The organism is Geomonas oryzae, from assembly GCF_004117875.1.
Taxonomy (GTDB): domain Bacteria; phylum Desulfobacterota; class Desulfuromonadia; order Geobacterales; family Geobacteraceae; genus Geomonas; species Geomonas oryzae.
Genome location: NZ_RAHW01000003.1, coordinates 39965 through 57339, shown reverse-complemented (window position 1 = coordinate 57339; position 17375 = coordinate 39965). Strand labels below are relative to the sequence as shown.

16 protein-coding genes are annotated in these 17375 nt (G+C 58.6%); 13 read left to right on the top strand and 3 right to left on the bottom strand.

Annotation, left to right across the window (positions count from 1 at the left end; all coding sequences use genetic code 11):
- Position 1 precedes the first annotated feature (1 nt).
- The 11 genes from D6Z24_RS08430 (at position 2) to D6Z24_RS08380 (ending at position 11932) form a co-directional block, all read left to right on the top strand.
- Complete coding sequence (locus tag D6Z24_RS08430; protein WP_129126147.1) at positions 2 to 1198, top strand: glycosyltransferase family 4 protein; 1197 nt, start codon at positions 2 to 4, stop codon at positions 1196 to 1198.
- The gene (locus D6Z24_RS08425; RefSeq protein ID WP_198419530.1) at positions 1195 to 2331 is read left to right on the top strand and encodes an NAD(P)/FAD-dependent oxidoreductase; all 1137 of its coding nucleotides are present in this window, start codon (positions 1195 to 1197) and stop codon (positions 2329 to 2331) included. The genes D6Z24_RS08430 and D6Z24_RS08425 overlap by 4 nt, the downstream gene beginning before the upstream one ends.
- A 17-nt stretch (positions 2332 to 2348) precedes the next feature.
- Complete coding sequence (locus D6Z24_RS08420; protein WP_129126146.1) at positions 2349 to 3353, top strand: glycosyltransferase family protein; 1005 nt, start codon at positions 2349 to 2351, stop codon at positions 3351 to 3353.
- Positions 3353 to 4621: a hypothetical protein gene (locus tag D6Z24_RS08415; protein WP_129126145.1), complete on the top strand. Its 1269-nt coding sequence runs from the start codon at positions 3353 to 3355 to the stop codon at positions 4619 to 4621. Before D6Z24_RS08420 ends, D6Z24_RS08415 begins: the two co-directional genes overlap by 1 nt.
- On the top strand, positions 4618 to 5406 hold the full coding sequence (locus D6Z24_RS08410) for an NAD-dependent epimerase/dehydratase family protein (protein WP_129126144.1): 789 nt from the start codon (positions 4618 to 4620) through the stop codon (positions 5404 to 5406). The genes D6Z24_RS08415 and D6Z24_RS08410 overlap by 4 nt, the downstream gene beginning before the upstream one ends.
- A complete protein-coding gene (locus D6Z24_RS08405) occupies positions 5403 to 6239 on the top strand; it encodes a sugar phosphate isomerase/epimerase family protein (protein ID WP_129126143.1) in 837 nt (278 codons plus the stop codon). Before D6Z24_RS08410 ends, D6Z24_RS08405 begins: the two co-directional genes overlap by 4 nt.
- The gene (locus tag D6Z24_RS08400) at positions 6236 to 7069 is read left to right on the top strand and encodes a glycosyltransferase family 2 protein (protein WP_129126142.1); all 834 of its coding nucleotides are present in this window, start codon (positions 6236 to 6238) and stop codon (positions 7067 to 7069) included. Before D6Z24_RS08405 ends, D6Z24_RS08400 begins: the two co-directional genes overlap by 4 nt.
- 2 nt (positions 7070 to 7071) lie before the next feature.
- Positions 7072 to 8484 carry a hypothetical protein gene (locus D6Z24_RS08395; RefSeq protein WP_129126141.1) on the top strand — a complete coding sequence of 471 codons (1413 nt, stop codon included), beginning with the start codon at positions 7072 to 7074 and terminating at the stop codon, positions 8482 to 8484.
- Positions 8485 to 8708: 224 nt separating this feature from the next.
- Entirely contained in the window at positions 8709 to 9452 is a 744-nt protein-coding gene (locus D6Z24_RS08390) for a glycosyltransferase (RefSeq protein WP_198419529.1), read from the top strand.
- Positions 9453 to 9524: 72 nt separating this feature from the next.
- Positions 9525 to 10805, top strand: a complete 1281-nt coding sequence (locus D6Z24_RS08385; protein ID WP_129126140.1) for a hypothetical protein — start codon at positions 9525 to 9527, stop codon at positions 10803 to 10805.
- Positions 10806 to 10900: 95 nt separating this feature from the next.
- A complete protein-coding gene (locus tag D6Z24_RS08380) occupies positions 10901 to 11932 on the top strand; it encodes an STELLO glycosyltransferase family protein (protein WP_129126139.1) in 1032 nt (343 codons plus the stop codon).
- A gap of 7 nt (positions 11933 to 11939) precedes the next feature.
- On the opposite strand, the gene D6Z24_RS08375 is transcribed toward D6Z24_RS08380, so the two are convergent.
- Together D6Z24_RS08375 and D6Z24_RS08370 are read right to left on the bottom strand one after the other, a co-directional pair.
- Entirely contained in the window at positions 11940 to 12812 is an 873-nt protein-coding gene (locus D6Z24_RS08375; protein ID WP_129126138.1) for an alpha-1,2-fucosyltransferase, read from the bottom strand.
- A gap of 22 nt (positions 12813 to 12834) precedes the next feature.
- Complete coding sequence (locus D6Z24_RS08370; protein ID WP_129126137.1) at positions 12835 to 13887, bottom strand: NAD-dependent epimerase/dehydratase family protein; 1053 nt, start codon at positions 13885 to 13887, stop codon at positions 12835 to 12837.
- A 388-nt stretch (positions 13888 to 14275) separates the two neighbouring features.
- Between D6Z24_RS08370 and D6Z24_RS08365 the strand changes: the two genes are divergently transcribed.
- Both D6Z24_RS08365 and D6Z24_RS08360 read left to right on the top strand, forming a co-directional pair.
- A complete protein-coding gene (locus tag D6Z24_RS08365) occupies positions 14276 to 15349 on the top strand; it encodes a glycosyltransferase family 2 protein (RefSeq protein ID WP_129126136.1) in 1074 nt (357 codons plus the stop codon).
- Positions 15350 to 15446: 97 nt separating this feature from the next.
- On the top strand, positions 15447 to 15854 hold the full coding sequence (locus D6Z24_RS08360) for a hemerythrin domain-containing protein (RefSeq protein WP_129126135.1): 408 nt from the start codon (positions 15447 to 15449) through the stop codon (positions 15852 to 15854).
- A 46-nt stretch (positions 15855 to 15900) separates the two neighbouring features.
- Here the strand turns inward: D6Z24_RS08360 and D6Z24_RS08355 are convergent, their stop codons facing one another.
- Positions 15901 to 17307: a DUF6056 family protein gene (locus tag D6Z24_RS08355; protein WP_129126134.1), complete on the bottom strand. Its 1407-nt coding sequence runs from the start codon at positions 17305 to 17307 to the stop codon at positions 15901 to 15903.
- Between the last annotated feature and the right edge of the window lie 68 nt (positions 17308 to 17375).

Sequence of the window (17375 nt, the reverse complement as noted above, 5' to 3'; positions counted from 1 at the left end):
CGTGCCCGGAGCCAAGAGCCTGAACATACTGCACACGGTCGAGTTCTATCACCCTTCCGTCGGAGGGATGCAGGAGGTGGTCCGGCAGATCTCCGAGCGGCTGGTAAAGCTCGGACACCGGGTGACTGTTGCAACGAGCGAAGTCGCGCAAAGAAAAGACGGGAGTCTGAACGGCGTCGAGATAAGGTCTTTCAACGTCGCCGGCAACGCGGTAAGGGGGATCACCGGTGACGCACAGCGCTACCGTGAATTCCTGCTCAATGCCGACTTCGACGTCATCACCAACTTCGCGGCGCAGGTCTGGCCCACCGACCTCGCGCTTCCCCTGCTGGACCGCCTTTGGCCGGCGAAGGTCTTCGTCCCGACGGGGTTTTCCGCGCTGCACCTTAGGCGTTACCGGGGGTACTTCGCGCAGATGGGAGAGTTCATGAAGAAATACGACATGAACGTCTTTCTCTCCGACGACTACCGGGATATCGAATTCGCGCGCAGCCGGCGGGTCGAGAAGATCATGCTCATCCCCAACGGCGCCGGCGCGGACGAATTTGCCCCGGATCACTCAGTCACCTTCAGAAAAAGGCATGGTATCCCTGAGGACCACTTCCTCGTGCTGCATGTAGGTTCCCACACCGGTGTGAAGGGGCACGCGGAGGCGATCAGGATCTTCGACCGGGCTCGCATCGCAAACGCCACCTTCCTGCTGGTCGGCAACGAGGCGGGGATCGGCTGCGCCAGGGCGTGCCGCATGAGGGAACGTCTCTTAGGTCTGAAGGAGCACTTCGCCAAGAAGGGTAAGCGGCTCATGGTGAAGCCGCTCGACCGGGCGGAAACGGTTGCCGCCTATCAGCAGGCCGATCTCTTCCTGTTCCCGTCCAACATCGAGTGCTCACCCATCGTCCTCTTCGAGTGCATGGCCTCTAAGACTCCCTTTCTCACCACCGATGTCGGAAACGCCGCCGAGATCCTTTCATGGTCCGGGGGAGGGGCGCTGCTGCCGACGCGTATCAACCGTGCCGGGTTCAGCAAGGCGAAGGTCGCGGACTCGTCACTTCTTCTGGAAATGCTTTACCGCGACAAACAGGCGCGCCTCAGGATGGCTGAGTCGGGGCACGCCGCGTGGCGCGAGCGCTTCACCTGGGAAAAGATCGCCCTCGACTACGAGGCGCTCTACCACGAGGTTGCAGGGGGGCGCGAGTGAAGGATTCGGTTCCCGCGAGAAAGCGGATCCTCGTCATAGGCGGCGGATTCTTCGGGATGTACCTGGCCGAGCAGCTCGCGCGTCAGGGGTGCGCGGTGCGTCTTGTGGAGAAGGATCCGGCCATGATGTCCAGGGCCTCCTACGCCAACCAGGCCCGGGTCCACAACGGCTACCACTACCCGAGAAGTGTTCTGACCGCGCTGCGCTCGCGTCTCTCCTTTCCCCGTTTCGTGGAGGAGTTCAGGGAGTGCATCGACTCGGGGTTCGAGAAGTATTACTGTATCGCGGCCCCGCTAGGCAAGGTTTCCGCGAAACAGTTTCTCAAGTTCTGCGAGCGCATCGGGGCTCCCTGCACGCCGGCTCCCCACGGCATAAGGGCGCTTTGCAATCCGGCTCTCATCGAGGAGTGTTTCTCGGTCCAGGAATACGCCTTCGACGCGGTGAAGCTGCGGGACCTGATGGCGGCCAGGATCGCAGCCGCGCAGGTGCACTGTTCCACGGAGACCTCGGCGGAGCGGGTCACCCCGAAAGGGGATGGGGTGATGGTCGAGTTGCTGCACGCGGCGTCGGGGGAGCACGAAACGGTCTATGCCGATCACGTTTTCAACTGCACCTATTCCCGCATCAATTTCCTCCCGGCGCGCTGTGGGCTCGATCTCGTTCCGCTCAAACACGAGATGACCGAGATGTGCCTGGTTGATGTCCCGGACCCGTTCAAAAGGGTGGGGGTAACGGTGATGTGCGGTCCGTTCTTTTCCGTCATGCCGTTTCCCCCTGTGGGGCTGCATTCGTTCAGCCATGTCCGGTACACCCCGCACTACGAGTGGAGAGACGGCGATCGCCCCGGCTTTTTCGACGCCGAGGACCGTTTCCGCGGCGACCTGCGCCACAGTGCCTGGCGCTACATGCAAAAGGACGCGGCGCGCTACTTTCCGGTTCTCTCCGAGTGCGAGTACCGTGATTCCCTCTGGGAGGTCAAGACGGTGCTGCCGCGCAGCGAGTCCGACGACTCCCGGCCGATCCTCTTCCTGCCGCATTACGGACTGAAAGGCTTCCATTGCGTCATGGGGGGAAAGATCGACAACGTCTACGACGTGCTGGAATCGATCGACGCACATAACCTTCTATCCTGATTGCCGAGGTGCCCAGCGTGAAAAGCGAATCCTTTGTCTCCGTCGTCGTCGTGGAAGAGCGGCCTCTTGCCGCCGTCGCGCCGATGCTTCAGGACATCCAGGGCGAACTGGACCGTCATTTTTCCGATTACGAGGTGGTGGCGGTCGGACAGGGTACCATGCAGCCGTTTACCCTGCAGGACCAGGCGGTCCTAGAAGAGATCCCGAGCCTGCGTTATATCCAGCTATCGTCCCGGGTCTCCCCGGATGTCGCCTGGGGCGCGGGTCTTGAGAACGCCATCGGAGACTTCGCGGTCATGTTCGACTCCGAGGCGACCCCGGTCCGGGCGATCTCCGAGACCGTGGCCCTTTGCAAGTCAGGGTACGACGTGGTGGTAGGGGTTGCCAAACAGCCCAGAACGATCTGGTATCGGATGCTGAGACCGCTCGTCGAGCACGTGCTGCACATGATCGAGTACTCCCTGCCGCGCGACGCCACCGGGCTCAGGTGCCTGAGTCGCCGGGCCGTCAACTCCGTCTCCTGTACCGGGCGTTTCCACCAGCAGCTTCCCATGAGGATCCAGAAGACCGGCTACCCGCAGATCGCTTACAACTACGCCCTGCGGCCCGAAAGGCGCCGCGCGCCCCGCTCGCTTTGGGTAGGCGCCCGTGCACTGTTGCAGCTCATGGTGTTCAACTCCTCGCGGCCGTTGCGCTGGATGTCCGGACTCGGCTTTTTCGGCAGCTGTTCCGCCTTCTTGTTCGGTACCTACAGCCTCCTCGTTCACCTGGTGAAAGGGCATGTTGTTGAAGGATGGACCACGACCATCCTGTTCATGTCCGCGCTGTTCATGATGCAGTTCGTGATGATGGCCTTTTTCGGAGAGTACCTCGGGCGTCTGCTCGATCGCAGCGAACAGGCCGAGTATTCCGTGGTCTTCGAGAAGAACAGCGCCGTGATGGTGAACAAGGACCGGCTGAACGTTTTGAGCGGCGCCACGACCACGGACGCGAACCTGGTCCAGACCGGCAGGAACTGCTGATGTTTTTGTCACTGCCCGGGGAGCGGGGTGAAGGCATGGCCCGGAGAGCGGGTTGCATCCTCGTCTATGCGGCGGTGGTGCTGCTTTTCTTTGCGGGCAACCCTCAGGACCTGCGTTTCCCCTATGGCGACGGCAATGGCCGCTATGCCGACCGGGTCGATTCCTATTCCGAGAACATCGTGCGCAACACGATAAAGCGCAACATCCTCGATAGTGACGGGAGTTTCCTCCCCATCAAGACCAGCGGCTATCCCGACGATTACTCCTATCAAGGCACGGGGTATCACAAGTACACCTCGAACCTCTCTTTGCAGACCGTTCCGGCTACATTGCTTGCGAGGTCGCTCCATCTAAAGACGGAAGGTGCATTGGACCGCCTATTCGACATGCTGCGCCTGGTGAATGCCGCGTTATTCTCTCTCGGCCTCACCGTTTTTCTGTATTTCTTCTGTCAGGCGCGGAGCGTGAAGCATCACTTCGTCGTCCCGCTTTTACTGGGGGGGAGCGCGGGTTTTCTTTTCTACTCGCACAACCTGTACTTTATGTCTTCGCTCATGGTGCTTCCCGCGGCGGTCATCGCCTGTCGTTCTTGTCTTGGCAGAAGACTCTCGCCGCTTCTGATCTTTTTTTCAGGCGTAGCCTATTTCGCAAGAGGGTACGAGTTCGCCACCGTCTTCACCTTGCTGACTGCCTTTTCCACTGCCCTCTTTACCGATGACGGGTGGCGCCGCAAGCTGCGAAGCGGCGCGGTAGCCTTTGCTGCCGTTTGTCTATCTTTCGCTTTCTGCCTCGTTGCGCACGTCATCCTGATAGACGTCGACAGCGGATGGATGCTCTCTTTCACAGAGTCCGCTCGACAGGCGTTCGTTCACGTAAAGCTCCGGACTGCCACGACAAGCCACGTCCCTGCTCCCTTTGGCCCTGAATTTTTCTCTGCTCTCAGCCAGCGGTGGCTGGCCGTGGCTTTCAGCTTGAACGCCGCGTGGTGGAAGCTTTCGGAACGGCAGGTACTGTTCCTTCTTTTCCTGGCCGGCTTGTCGCAGATGAAGCGGAGGTCGGGGACCGAGATGTTGATCATCTGTTACGGTGTCGCGGGCTACCTCTCGTGGTACGTGTGTGCGTACCAGCACATAATGTGGCACACCATGTACGACTGGTACATCTTTTCCTTGACGGTAGGGCTTTCTTTCAGCTTGCTGTCGGTGTTATACCTTGACGGCATTATCGGCTTCATTACCAGAAAGTTTGATAGAGGGGACTCGGCATGAGCAGCGCACTGATCGGATATACCGGGTACGTCGGAACCACGTTGCTTAGGCAGCGGCAGTTTGAAGCAGTATTTCGCTCCACTGACATAGCCGGGATCGAGAATGCCTCTTACGATTGCGTGGTCTGCGCCGGCGTCCCCGCGCAGAAATGGATCGCTAATCGCGAACCGGAGGCGGACCTTAAAAATATCGAACGACTGATGGGGCACCTCGAGACGGTCTGCTGCGGCACTTTCGTCCTCATAAGCACCGTCGACGTCTTCGGGAACCCTGCTGGTGTCGACGAGAACAGCATTCCCGACGAAGCGGGTCTGCACCCTTACGGCAGGCATCGGCTCCTCTTGGAGAACTTCGTGAAGTGTCGTTTCGAGAATCACCTGATCGTCAGACTGCCGGGTCTGGTGGGGCCGGGGCTGCGCAAGAACGTCGTCTTCGACTTTCTTAACGACAACAACCTGCACGCCATCGACGGCCGCGGCGTCTTCCAGTTCTATCCTATGGTGAACCTCTGGTACGACATCCGGACCGCCCTGGAGGCGGGATTGACGCTGGTGCACCTCACCGCCGAACCGGTCAGCGTTGCGCAGGTCTCCGAAGAGGGGTTCGGCAGGCCTTTCGTCAATACTCTGGGCGGTGTGGCGGCTCGTTACGATTTCCGCTCTGTGCACGCCCCGCTTTTCGGCGGAAACGGCCCATACCAGTACAGCCGCCGCGAGTCTGTCCAGGCGATCCGTGCCTACGCCCAGTCCGAACCGCTGACCCTCAAGGGGGCGCACCAGCTATGAGAGTCGCCATCTCCAATCTTGCCTGGGATGTCACGCTGGACACCGAAGTGGCAGCCCTTTTGAGGCGCCATGAAATCGATGCCATAGACATCGCGCCAGGAAAGTACTTTCCCGATTTTTGCGCTGCAAGCGGCACGGACCTTTCGCGCGTCAGGAACTGGTGGGGTGACAAAGGGATCACGATAACGGGGATGCAGGCCCTGCTGTACGGGACCACCGGACTCAATCTCTTCGGAACCGATGCGCAGCAGGATGCGATGCTCTCCCACATGGGTGAGGTGTGTCGCATAGCGTCGGGGCTCGGTGCGACAAGGCTCGCTTTCGGCTCCCCTAAAAACCGTGATCGCTCCTGCCGCACCGATGCGGAAACAAGGGACATCGCGCACCGCTTTTTCTCCCGCCTTGGGGATATCGCCGCCAGCCGTGGCGTCCTTGTCTGTCTGGAGCCGAACCCGCCCTGCTACGGGGCGAACTTCATGACCACCACGGCCGAGGCCGCCCAGGTCGTGGCGGACGTTGCCCATCCCGCCATCCGCCTTTTGTTCGACACCGGTGCGTGCACGATAAACGGGGAGGACGTCGGTGCGGTTTGTCGCGCCTTTGCTCCCTTGATCGGCCACATCCACCTGAGCGAGCCGCATCTCGTCGTTCTTGGCGACGGCGAAACGGATCATGCCAAGGCTGCCGATGAAGTGGCGGCTTTCGTGCCGGAACGCGTCGCCTGCATCGAGATGCTGCCGCCGAAAGACGAACCCGCTCTCGCCGGTATCGAGCGGGGGGTGCAGGTTGCCCTGGCCCACTACCGGCGCGGAGAAGAGGGGAGGCTGCCATGAACCAGGTCCTTACGTCAGATCAGCGTTCGCATTGGGAGGTTCCCTCCTTCGAGATCCCCCTTTGGCTCGGGAAGAGCCGCACGTTCTGCGTCGTGATCCCGGTCGTCAACGAGGGAAGCAGGATCCGCAAACTCCTCGAGCGCATGTCCGCTTGCCGTACTCCAGAAATTTCAGACATCATCATCGTTGATGGCGGCACTACCGATGGCTCTCTGGATCTGGAGCTGCTCGAAAGATGCGGGGTAAGGGGGCTGCTGGTAAAGACCGGCCCGGGGAGATTAAGCGCGCAGCTGCGTTGCGCTTACGCCTTCGCGCTCGATCATGGGTATCAGGGGGTCGTGACCATAGACGGCAACGACAAGGATGACCCCGAGGCGATCGCAGCGTTTGTCGAAGCACTCAAGGACGGGACCGATTTCGTGCAGGCCTCGCGCTACCTGCCGGGAGGCGTCGCGGAGAACACCCCCAGAATGAGGGACCTCGCCATCCGTTGGCTTCACGCGCCTTTATTGAGTCTTTGCTCCGGCTTTCACTGGACCGATACCACGCAGGGGTTCCGCGGCTACAGCGGCAGGATGCTTGTCGACCCGGAAATCGCTCCGTTCAGAGATCTTTTCGCCGGGTATGAGCTGCTCGCCTATCTCTCCTTCCGTGCGCCAAGGCTGGGCTATCGCTGCAGGGAGCTTCCCGCTGCGCGCCGGTATCCGGCCACCGGTAAAGTGCCCACCAAAATCAGCGCCTTCAGGGGGAATCTTGGGCTGTTGCGGGTGCTCATCATGGCATGCCTCTCCCGTTACAATCCGTCGCCCGGACGGGGCGGGAAGTGTTGAAGATGAAACTTACCTCGCCCGACTTCAGAATTCTGCATCTTGCCCTGCTCGTTGCCACAGCCGCCTTTTTTTCCTACGGCTTCAACGCGTTCAAGGTGACCTCCGACACCCTCTTCATCGAGCACCAGCTCGATTCGGAACGGCTTGTGCTCGACGGCCTCCTGCACGGCCGCGCGCAGGACGGCACCCTGACCCTTGGGAAGTACGACCGCCCCGGCCTAAAGAGCCAGGACCTTCTGGCTCACGAGCTTTACGCGGTTAAGAACAGGGGCGGAGAGTTTACTGAATACCAGTCTCAGTACGGCCTGCAGCTCATCCTTTGGTCCTGGCTTGCGGCGTTGAACGAAGACGTCAGGTTCCTGCAGTCGGCGTGCGCCATGTTCATGGCGCTCGTGGTGGCCGGCTTCTTCGTCGTGCTCGCGCGGGAGTTTTCCCTGCGTGGATCGCTTTGCTTTTGTGCAGTGCTCGTGTTCAGCCCGTGGGTGGTAATTTTCGCGCGAAACCTTTACTGGGTGGAGGCAACCTGGTTCCTTCCGGCCTTGGTCAGCTTAGCTTACGGGAAGTGCGCGCTGCACTCGCCGCGGCGTTTTCTGGTGCTGCTGTTGCTGCTTTTCGCCAGCCTGTTGATGAAATTTCTCTGTGGCTACGAGTATATCACGACTATCGTACTGGCCGCTTTTCTCCCGCTGGCCTATTACGCGAGCCGTTTGCGGCTTGACGGGAAACGCGCTGCGGTGCAGACCGTGTTGTTCGGCATCACCGCTTTGCTCGCCTTCGGAGTCGCGGCCACGATTCACGTGCGAAAGCTCGGTCACGGACAGGGGCTGCAGTACGAGCGGGTGGCTGATATCGCCAGGAAGAGGCTGGCCACCGGCGATGTCGATGCCTTGGCGCGCGAGGCTTGCAGAAATGCGCCCGATGTCGATGCCTGCTCTGAGGGATACAAGAAGAACTACGGTGCATCTTTGACGTGCAGCCCGCTTCTTCTCGTTGGGCGCTATCTGCACATGCCGCACTTTCTTCCCTGGGAAGACCGCATCGTACCCACCTGGCGGGAATACGTCACCGTTCAAGATGTGACGGAAAAGATGACCCTGGCGGCGCTGAAGGGAGCGGTCTTGGGGATTGGTCCCCTGCGGACGTCTCTCGTTGCGTACAAGGCCTTCGGGGGTGTGGCCTTTCCCCTGTTTGTTCTGCTGGCCGGTGTGGCAAGCCTGTGGCGACGTGACTCTTCTCTTTCCTGCACACTGGTGGTCTCGGCCTTGGCCCCGCTTTCTTGGTTTATTCTGGCGAAAGGGCACTCATACATCCACCTCCACCTGAATTACGTGCTCTGGTACCTGCTGTTTGTTCCGTGGGCCATGCTCTCCTTATTTCACAGACGGGATAAAGGCCGATCGACAAAACATGGCTGACTTGCTCAGCGAGGCGCACCGTCTCGTAGACGGTAATGATGGCAATGATGACTGATAGTTGCAGATCCGTCGCTTTTTCTGTATAGATAATCTCGGCAATTAAAGTGTTTTAATGCACCTGTGCTCCCGCTGACGGCAAGGCAGCGAATTCAGTTTTTTCCGCCTTTGTCTCACCGGCCGGTGAGTGGGGGCGCGCATGACATCAAGGGGGTTCCTTCGTCGCAATGGACTGTATCCAAACGAGCAACTGGGCCGTAATCGTCCCGATGGCCAACGAAGAACCGGACTTCGAGATCTTCACTGTTGAACTTGTGAAGATCCTGGACCAGCTCGCCTCTGGCGCCGTCTACTTCATCGTCGACCAGGTTTCGAAAGACCGTACGCTACAGTTATGCAGGGAACTCTCGCAAAAGGACGGGCGTTTCATCACGGTTTGGGCCCCGGAAACAAGAAATGTGGTGGACGCTTACCTGCGTGGTTACCAAGAGGCCTTCCGTGCCGGTCACGAGTTCATCATCGAGATGGACGCAGGCCTGTCACACGACCCGAGGGCAATCCCGATCTTTCTGGATGCCTTCGGCCGGGGCTACGACTGCGTCTTTGGCAGCCGCTTTATCACCGGCGGTTCTATCGGTGACTCCCCGCTGAACCGCAGGGTGCTCTCCCGCGGGGGGACCTTCCTGGCGAACCTGCTTCTTGGTAGCAGGCTCTACGACATGACCTCCGGGTTTCAGGGGTTTAATGCTGGGGTCCTGGGAAAACTTCTGGGATATGAGCTTCTCTCCAAGGCGCACTTTTATCAGACCGAGGTCAGATATCTGATGCGCAGCTTCAGCCATGTAGAGGTTCCTATCCGATACCGGGCGCCTTCTCCACGCGTTTCCCGCAGAGCCATCTACAATTCTTTTGCTGTCCTTGGCTACTATTTCTTGAAACGTCTGACCGGGAAACCCGTCGTCATTCAGTGAGGCGCACCTGCCTCATACCGCACGCCAGTCCGCCACTTGGGGGATGACGGGGCATGGTAAATCGAAAATACAATGCGAAATTACTTTGCCAGAACGATTGGAATACTCTTCCCTATAATCCTTGCGTTTAAACTCGCCGAACGGATATTGACCGGCTATTACAAGGAAAGTTGGCAGATAACAGAATGGCTGATCAACTACCAGGGAGGCTTTGTACGGAGAGGCTTGATCGGTGAATTGCTGCTCATTTCGTATTACCGTTTTGGCCTAAGCCCTTATTACGTCATTTTGTCTGCCTGTTTCTGTCTGTATGTCGCTTTGGTCGTTTTTTTCTACCGATCCTTTCGGCGTGCCGGATTGCCGCTGTTTTTGTTGCCGTTCGTCTTCCTGCTCGGCGCTCCTGTGCTAAATAATTTCTGGGCGCGCAAGGATCTCCTGCTCATATGGCTTTTCATCGGCATGGTTCGTCTGACGGTGATCGATATCCGGGGAAAAGCAATCGGCATCAACCTCCTGCTTGTTTTCGCCTTGCTCGTCCACGAGTCGGTCGGTTTCTGGGCCGTACCGGTGCTGTTGCTGCTTAACTACCAGCAGCGGGTGCTTCGTGAGGTGGGGCGTCCTGTCAAGGCTGCCTTTATTTCGGCACTGCAACTCTCTCCAGGTCTGGCTGCCTTCCTTCTTGTACTCTACAACAAGGGCACTGTTGGCATAGCGTCCGCCATCTGGGAGTCATGGAAGCCCGTTCCATTTCCGTTTCAGGACCAAAACGCGACCACTGCCATACCCTCTGCCATCGATGGGATTTCCTGGAGTCTGCAGAAGGGGGTGAGCTTCTCCGCAAAACAACTGGCCAACTTCAACGACGGGATCTACGCACCTATCGCATGGCTCATCATCATCGTCTCGATATTCATCGTGTCGGTTAATATCCACCGGCTAGGCGCCTCAGACAATCAACCCCGGCATGTGGTGGCTGAAGAGCGATCGAGCCTTTGCAGCTTTCTGCTGCTGCAGCTTCTAGCTGTTTCTCCGCTGTTCATACTTGGCTTCGATTATGGACGCTGGATCTTCTTCTGGGTAACAACCTCGTTCATTTTGTACCTGCTGGTCCCCCCCCCTGCCGCACAAGTACTGCTCCTGCCGCGCAGGTTCATCCCCAATAGAGTGGTTGCGTCGGCGGACGCCTTGGCGGGACGCTCACGGGGGGAACTACTGCTCCTCGCCATGTTCATCGGCATGCCAAACAGCATATGGAATATGGAAAACTACTACCGCAGCACGCCGCTGTACCTGCTGCTTGAGTTCAGTTCCAAGGCCGTCAGATATGTGCATTACTATCTCGGGCTTTCTTGAATCAAATCCACTGCCTTCCGTGCCTTGGTGGCTGCAGCATGTGACTCTGCCCGGATACATGGCACGTATAACACAAATCCTCAAGGGAGGCGCTCATGACTGACACCGCGCTCGTTATCACTTCCATTTCCGCGCCTAACCCTGCGCTCAGGGCTTGCGCCGAGGGATGTCTGCGCCACGGAATCGATTTCTTCGTCGTCGGGGACACCAAGTCTCCCGCTGACTTCTCTCTCGGCGGCTGCCAATTCCTTAGTCTGGATAGCCAAAGGCGGATGCCGTTGCGGATTGCCTCGCTTCTTCCTGAGCGCCACTACGCGCGGAAGAACCTGGGGTATCTTGCCGCAATGGCGCGGGGTGCGCACACCATCATCGAGACCGACGACGACAATTTCCCGAGGGAGTCGTTCTGGCTGGAGAAGGGGCGGGTGCATCGGGTCCCGCTTGTACGTGATGGGGGGTGGGTCAACGTCTACCGGTACTTCACCGACGCCATGATCTGGCCGCGGGGGTTTCCGCTCGAGGAGATCCAGGCACCGGTTCCCGATCTTCAGACGAGCGCGCAGAGGGAAATCGTCTGTCCGATTCAGCAGGGGCTGGCCGACGACAACCCGGACGTGGATGCCATCTACCGTCTCACCCGTGAGTTGCCGCAACGCTTCGATGCCGCCGCGCAGGTGGCGATAGGGGAGGGTAGCTGGACCTCGTTCAACAGCCAGAACACCACCTGGTTCAGGGAAGCCTTTCCCCTTCTTTACATTCCCTCGTACTGCAGTTTCCGCATGTGTGACATCTGGCGCAGCTTCATCGCGCAGCGCATCTGCTGGGCCAACGGCTGGGGCGTCTTGTTCCACGGGCCGACCGTGTACCAGGAGCGCAACGAGCATGATCTGCTGAGGGACTTCAAGGACGAAGTGCCCGGTTACTTGAACAACGTCAAGATCTGCAAGGCGCTGGCGGGTCTCGAACTCGCGACGGGAGACTCGCACATGCCCGACAACTTGAGGTCGTGCTACCGCGCCTTCGTGGAACTTGGCCTGATCGGGGAAGAGGAGATGCCCCTTTTGGATGCCTGGCTTGAGGCCTTAGCGTCGTTGGGCCAGGCAGGCAAGGGGCAGGGGAGAGACTGAGACTCCCTTAGATGCGCTGCCAGGTGCCCGGCACGATGTCCGAGGTGTCGACCGTTGTGTCGTTGAACCACCTTAGCGGCGCAATGACACGCTTGGACGGGTTCGCGCACAGCCAGGCGGCCCACCATGCGAAACTGCTGTTGGGGATGATGAAGTGCTTACACGACGTCATAAGGAACAGATAGTCGATAAAGTCCGGACCGGCGTAGTCGTGAGAGACCACAGTAGTGCAGGGATCCTTCCCGAAATGTTCTTCGCACCATGGGATGTCGTCCGAGAACACGAAGTACCTGACGTCGGGCAGCGACTGTGCCATCACTTGCTGGCTCCTGCGGAAGTAGTCGATGCCGAGGCAACCAAGGAAATTGTCGGTGACGAAATCGCCGCGCCTCACGTTCACGCAGACCGAATTGCATCCCTGTATTTCCTCCCAAAGCTTCATGACGTGACCGGCACCGGAAACGGCAGGCTGCAGTTCGGTCCGGATCGTCCCCTCGATTTCCGCGAAATACCTCGTGGACTGCCAGTACCCGTCAAGATAAACGTCGCCGGTGGCCTTTTTAAAGCGCGGGTTGAACCGGATGTCGCGGTCCGTCAGGTAGCATGGTTGCACGCGGCCGAGTAACTGTTTGGCCCGGGTGAACAGCCATTTGGGGGAACCGTGGCGACCGAAACGCTGCAGTTCTTCATCCGTGGCGAACTCGGGCTTTATGTTGAAGTTGTAGAGCTCGTATTTTCTCGGGACGCACCCAGGTGGAGGGTTGCTGTAGTGGCTCAGATCGAGTTTGAGCACGTCCTTGTTCGCGTGGGCCAGGGCGCGCCCGGCGGCGTATTGAAACATCTGGTTGCCAAGTCCGCCCATCAGTTTGACTACTATCACGATTGCCTGCCTCCCTGCTCTGTCACACCAGCCTGTTGCGCCACGACGCGACGATCTCTTCGATGGTCGCAGTGAGGGTCTTCGTGATGTCCCAGGACGGGTAGTGGGATCTCATTTTGGTGAGATCGCTGTAGTAGCAGATGTGATCGCCGATGCGGTTCTCGTCGACATAGTTGTAAATCTGCTTCTTGCCGCTGAAGCCTTCAACCAGTTCGAAGGCCTCCAGAATCGAGCAGGAATTGTTCTTGCCGCCACCCAGATTGTAGACCTCGCCGCAGCGGGGGGCGCTGTAAAAGGCGTGGATGAAGCGCGCCACGTCCTCGGAGTGGATGTTGTCGCGGACCTGTTTCCCCTTGTAGCCGAAGATGCGGTACTCGATCCCCTCGAGATTGCACCTGACAAGGTAGCTGAGAAAGCCGTGCAACTGGACCCCGGAATGGTTGGGGCCGGTCAGGCAGCCGCCGCGCAGGCAGCAGGTGGGCATGTTGAAGTAGCGGCCGTACTCCTGAACCATGACGTCCCCTGCGACTTTTGATGCGCCGAAGAGCGAATGCTTGGATTGGTCGATGGAAAAGGTTTCCGGTATCCCGTTCGCGTACGCCGGGTCATCGTATTCCCAGCGCGTCGGCAGTTCCTTGAGAGCGATGGTGTTCGGGAGGTCGCCGTACACCTTGTTGGTCGACATGTGGATGAAGGGAGCCTCGGGGCAGGCCCTGCGTGCCGCTTCCAGGAGGTTCAGTGTACCGACCGCATTGGTGTCGAAGTCGTCAAAGGGGATATCCGCGGCACGGTCGTGGGACGGTTGTGCCGCCGCGTGCACGATGACATCGGGTTTGAGTTCCTTGACCAGATTGAGGATCGCGTCGCGGTTTCTGATATCGACGGCGTGGTGACGGTAGTTCTGCAACGCGGTTTGCAGCCGCTTGAGACTCCACTGGGTGTCGCCTTGGGGGCCGAAAAAGACGGCCCGCTGGTTGTTATCGATGCCGTGTACGGTAAAGCCCTGACCATGGAAAAAAGTCGCTACTTCCGAACCTATGAGTCCTGCTGAGCCGGTTACCAATACGGATTTCATGTTTTCACCTCTTTATGACGGAGTCATCAGTATTATTTTTGCAGCCGCAAAAATGCGCTGATCGGAGAAATCTAAGCTATGTCGACAAGGGATTTCCGCGAGGAGAGTCAGGTGTCGGCGGGGAAGGGGAGACGATGGTTTGAGGGGTGTCTTTCATAGTACCTGCTTCGGTCAAATATCCCGGGCATATTATCATGAAGCGACCCCTTTTGGCCATAGTGCAAAAGAAGCTTTTTGTGGAACTTCTCTGAAAGCACTTTACCGTCAGGTCTTGCAACTAATTTGTGTTTGAAGTTGTCGGTTTTTGCCGGTAAGATCCGGCTCTGTCGGATCAATCGGGCTCGCTGACAGGTCTTTAGGCCTGCGTATTAACAGATGGGAGAAAGATGTGACTATTGCGGCGTCGGGCCACCCGGCGGTGACGGTGCTGATGGCGGTCTACAACGGGGAGGTGTTCCTGCGCGAGGCGGTCGAGAGTATCCTTGCCCAGACCTTCAAGGATTTCGAGCTCCTGGTGATCGACGACGGATCGACCGACGGTTCCCAAGACATCGTCGCAAGCTTCGTCGATCCGCGTGTAAGGCTCGTCTGCAACGGCAAAAACCTCGGCCTTATCGCGACCCTGAACCGCGGCATCGAACTTGCCCGCGGCGCCTATATCGTGCGCATGGACTGCGACGACGTGAGCCTCCCGGAGCGGCTGCAACGGCAGGTCGACTTCATGGAGGCCCACCCCGAGGTCGGCGTCTGCGGTGTGTGGTACCTCGAGTTCGGCGAGCGCGTGCGCAGGACGACGCGCTGTGCTTGCGACCACGACAGCATCAGGTGCGGCACCCTCTTCAACCCGGTGGTGGGGCACCCGACGGTGATCCTGCGCAAAAGGCTTCTCGAGGAGCACGGCCTCCGCTACGATGCCGACTTCCGCCATGCCGAGGATTTCAGGTTGTGGGCCGAGGCGCTCAGGTATTGCCGCTTCGCCAACATCCCCGAAGTCCTGTTGCACTACCGGCTTCATGCCGGCCAGGTCACCAGCGTGCATGCGCAGCAGCAGATGGAATCCTCGGGCCGGGTGCGCCGCGCCCTGCTGCGTGAGCTCGGCATCGATCCGACTCCTGAGGAGTTCGAGGTTCACCAGATGCTGAGCGCCCTGACCCGCCCCGTCCGTTTTCCCGTCCAGAACCTTCCCGTCCCCGAACAGCTCGCCAGGATCGACGCCTGGCTTTGCAAGCTGAAAAACGCGAACGACGCCCGCGGCATCTACCCCGAACCACAGTTCTCCCGGATGCTGGTGGAACGCTGGGTTGGCGTCTGCGCGGTCAACTTCCTCGCCAGGGGGATACTGTCTCCCGGACTCTTCACGGCACCGGGACTTTTCCGGCTTACCGGCTCCGCATGGCGCTACGCCTTTGCCTTCCTCTGCAAACGCATCCGCACGGCCCTCAGCGATTCCTTTATTTCTTGACCTGCATCAAGCCGCAGCCTTCCGTCCTGGCCTATACTCCGATCATACAAAGCAAACGTTCTGATCTAGGTGCAGGACAGACAAGGAGAGGTGGCTCATGGCAAGGTTGATCGACGAGTTGAAGAGGGACCACGTGGAAATCGAGGCGATGCTCAATCGCGTGAAGGATACCACCATCACCAACAAGGAAGCGCACAGGATCCTCGTTGCGGCGCAAAACACGCTGCTCGCCCACCTGAGGAAGGAAGACACCCAGCTTTACCCGGTGCTGAACCGTGCCGCGCAGACGGACCAGGCGCTCAAACGCACCGTCGATTTCTACGCGAAGGACATGGAGGAGATCTCAGGTAACGCCATCGCCTTCTTCAAAAAGTACGCGGCGGACGACGCTCCCATCGACATCGAGTTCGCAAGGGCGCTCGGCCGGCTCTTCGCGACCATATCGAGGAGGCTGCGCAGCGAGGAGAACACCCTGTACGCCTCTTACGAAAAGCTCAGCGCCTGAGGCCGTTTCACAAAGGGATCGGCCGCTTGTTCTAAAGGAAAGCGTCTTACAGCTTTTTGTAGGTCGTCGCTATTGCCTGCAAGTGAAAATACTGGGCATACGACACGTTTTTCCAGTCGTCTTTTTTCGTTGTTATGTCGGCTGAGAAGATCGTGCCCGGATTTTCCGACAGTACCGGTACCTTTAGTTCAGCGGCCTGCCCGCGATGCTGTTCGATCTTTTTGTAGCGCTCGTTCAACTGCTTCGAGTACTCGGGGGCGATTTCCAGATCCTTAAGCGCCCTGGCGCCGTTGCCGGTTGTGAAGAGGCATATGGCGAAGACCACGGCGATGAAGCGAAGGAAACTTTTGGAAAAAACGGATTTCCTTATGGAGAGTAACGAAGTGCCGAAGCTGACCATGAGGAACCAGCCGATCAGAAACAACATGTAGTTGATGCTGAGCGTCCTGTTCGGCGGAGCGTAGCCCATGCTCCAAAAGGCAGGGAAGAACAGGGCGGTCAAAGTCGACAGCCATAACAGCGCCACAAAAGCGCTGCTCTTGAAGCTCGAACGAGATGCGGTGTTCGGTATGTGTGAAGCTGTTGCGGCGACCCAAAGCAGAGTTGCCAGCCACATGACCGGCGACTTTCCCCAGGAAAAGAACCTGATTGCGGACCAGCGTATCGACTCCTTGATGGAAAAGGCTATGTCATGCGCTGCGGGATAGTAACTGGAACGGACCGCGTTCCCCGGTGCGGCGGCGACGATTGCCGCCCCGACAAGGCTGGTCAGGGTAAACATCAAAAGGCGGTAGCGTTGGGGAGTTTTTCGTACGAAGGCGTATGTCGCCACGACTGCGAGAGACATCGACTGCAGCAGCATGATGGTCTCATTCAGTCCTGCGATGACGAGTACCAGTAAACCGGTGGCAACGATGAGCCTGGTGCCCCCCTCACCGCGGTGCAGTTTGATCAAGGCCGCCAGCAGCAGGACATACAGGGAGTTTCCCAACTGGTAGCTGATCCCTCCGGCCAACCAGTAGACAGTTTCGGACGTGGAGGGAAGGCCGGACAAGTAGAGCGCGGTAAGCGCCAGGCCATAGCACCAAACAGAAAGCGTCGGCTTGCTCTCCTTCCAGATGGAGTGCGCCAGCGCGACGAACGATGCGCCCGTCGTAACGATCAGAAACAGCGGTAACAGCCAAAAGCCCCGTAACAGATCGAACCCGGCGATGAAGCCGCTGATGACCGCCGTGCTGGTGTAGCGCCCGCTCCAGGTCAGGTACGTGGAATATTGGCTTTTGAGGAAGCCTTCCTCGATCAGCTTGTTGGCAAAATTGAAATCGTCAGCGGCGGGATGGGCGTAGAAACTAAGGCATGTATAGATGCCGATATACGCCAGTGTTGAAATGAGAATGATCCAGGTAGCGATCCTGTCGCTTTCCAACGCCGGTACTTCATCTTTGCCTATCACAGTTCCCAAGCCTCATTTCATTTAGGTTTAAATCAACTTTGGGCGCGCTCTTTTACAGCAGCGCTTCA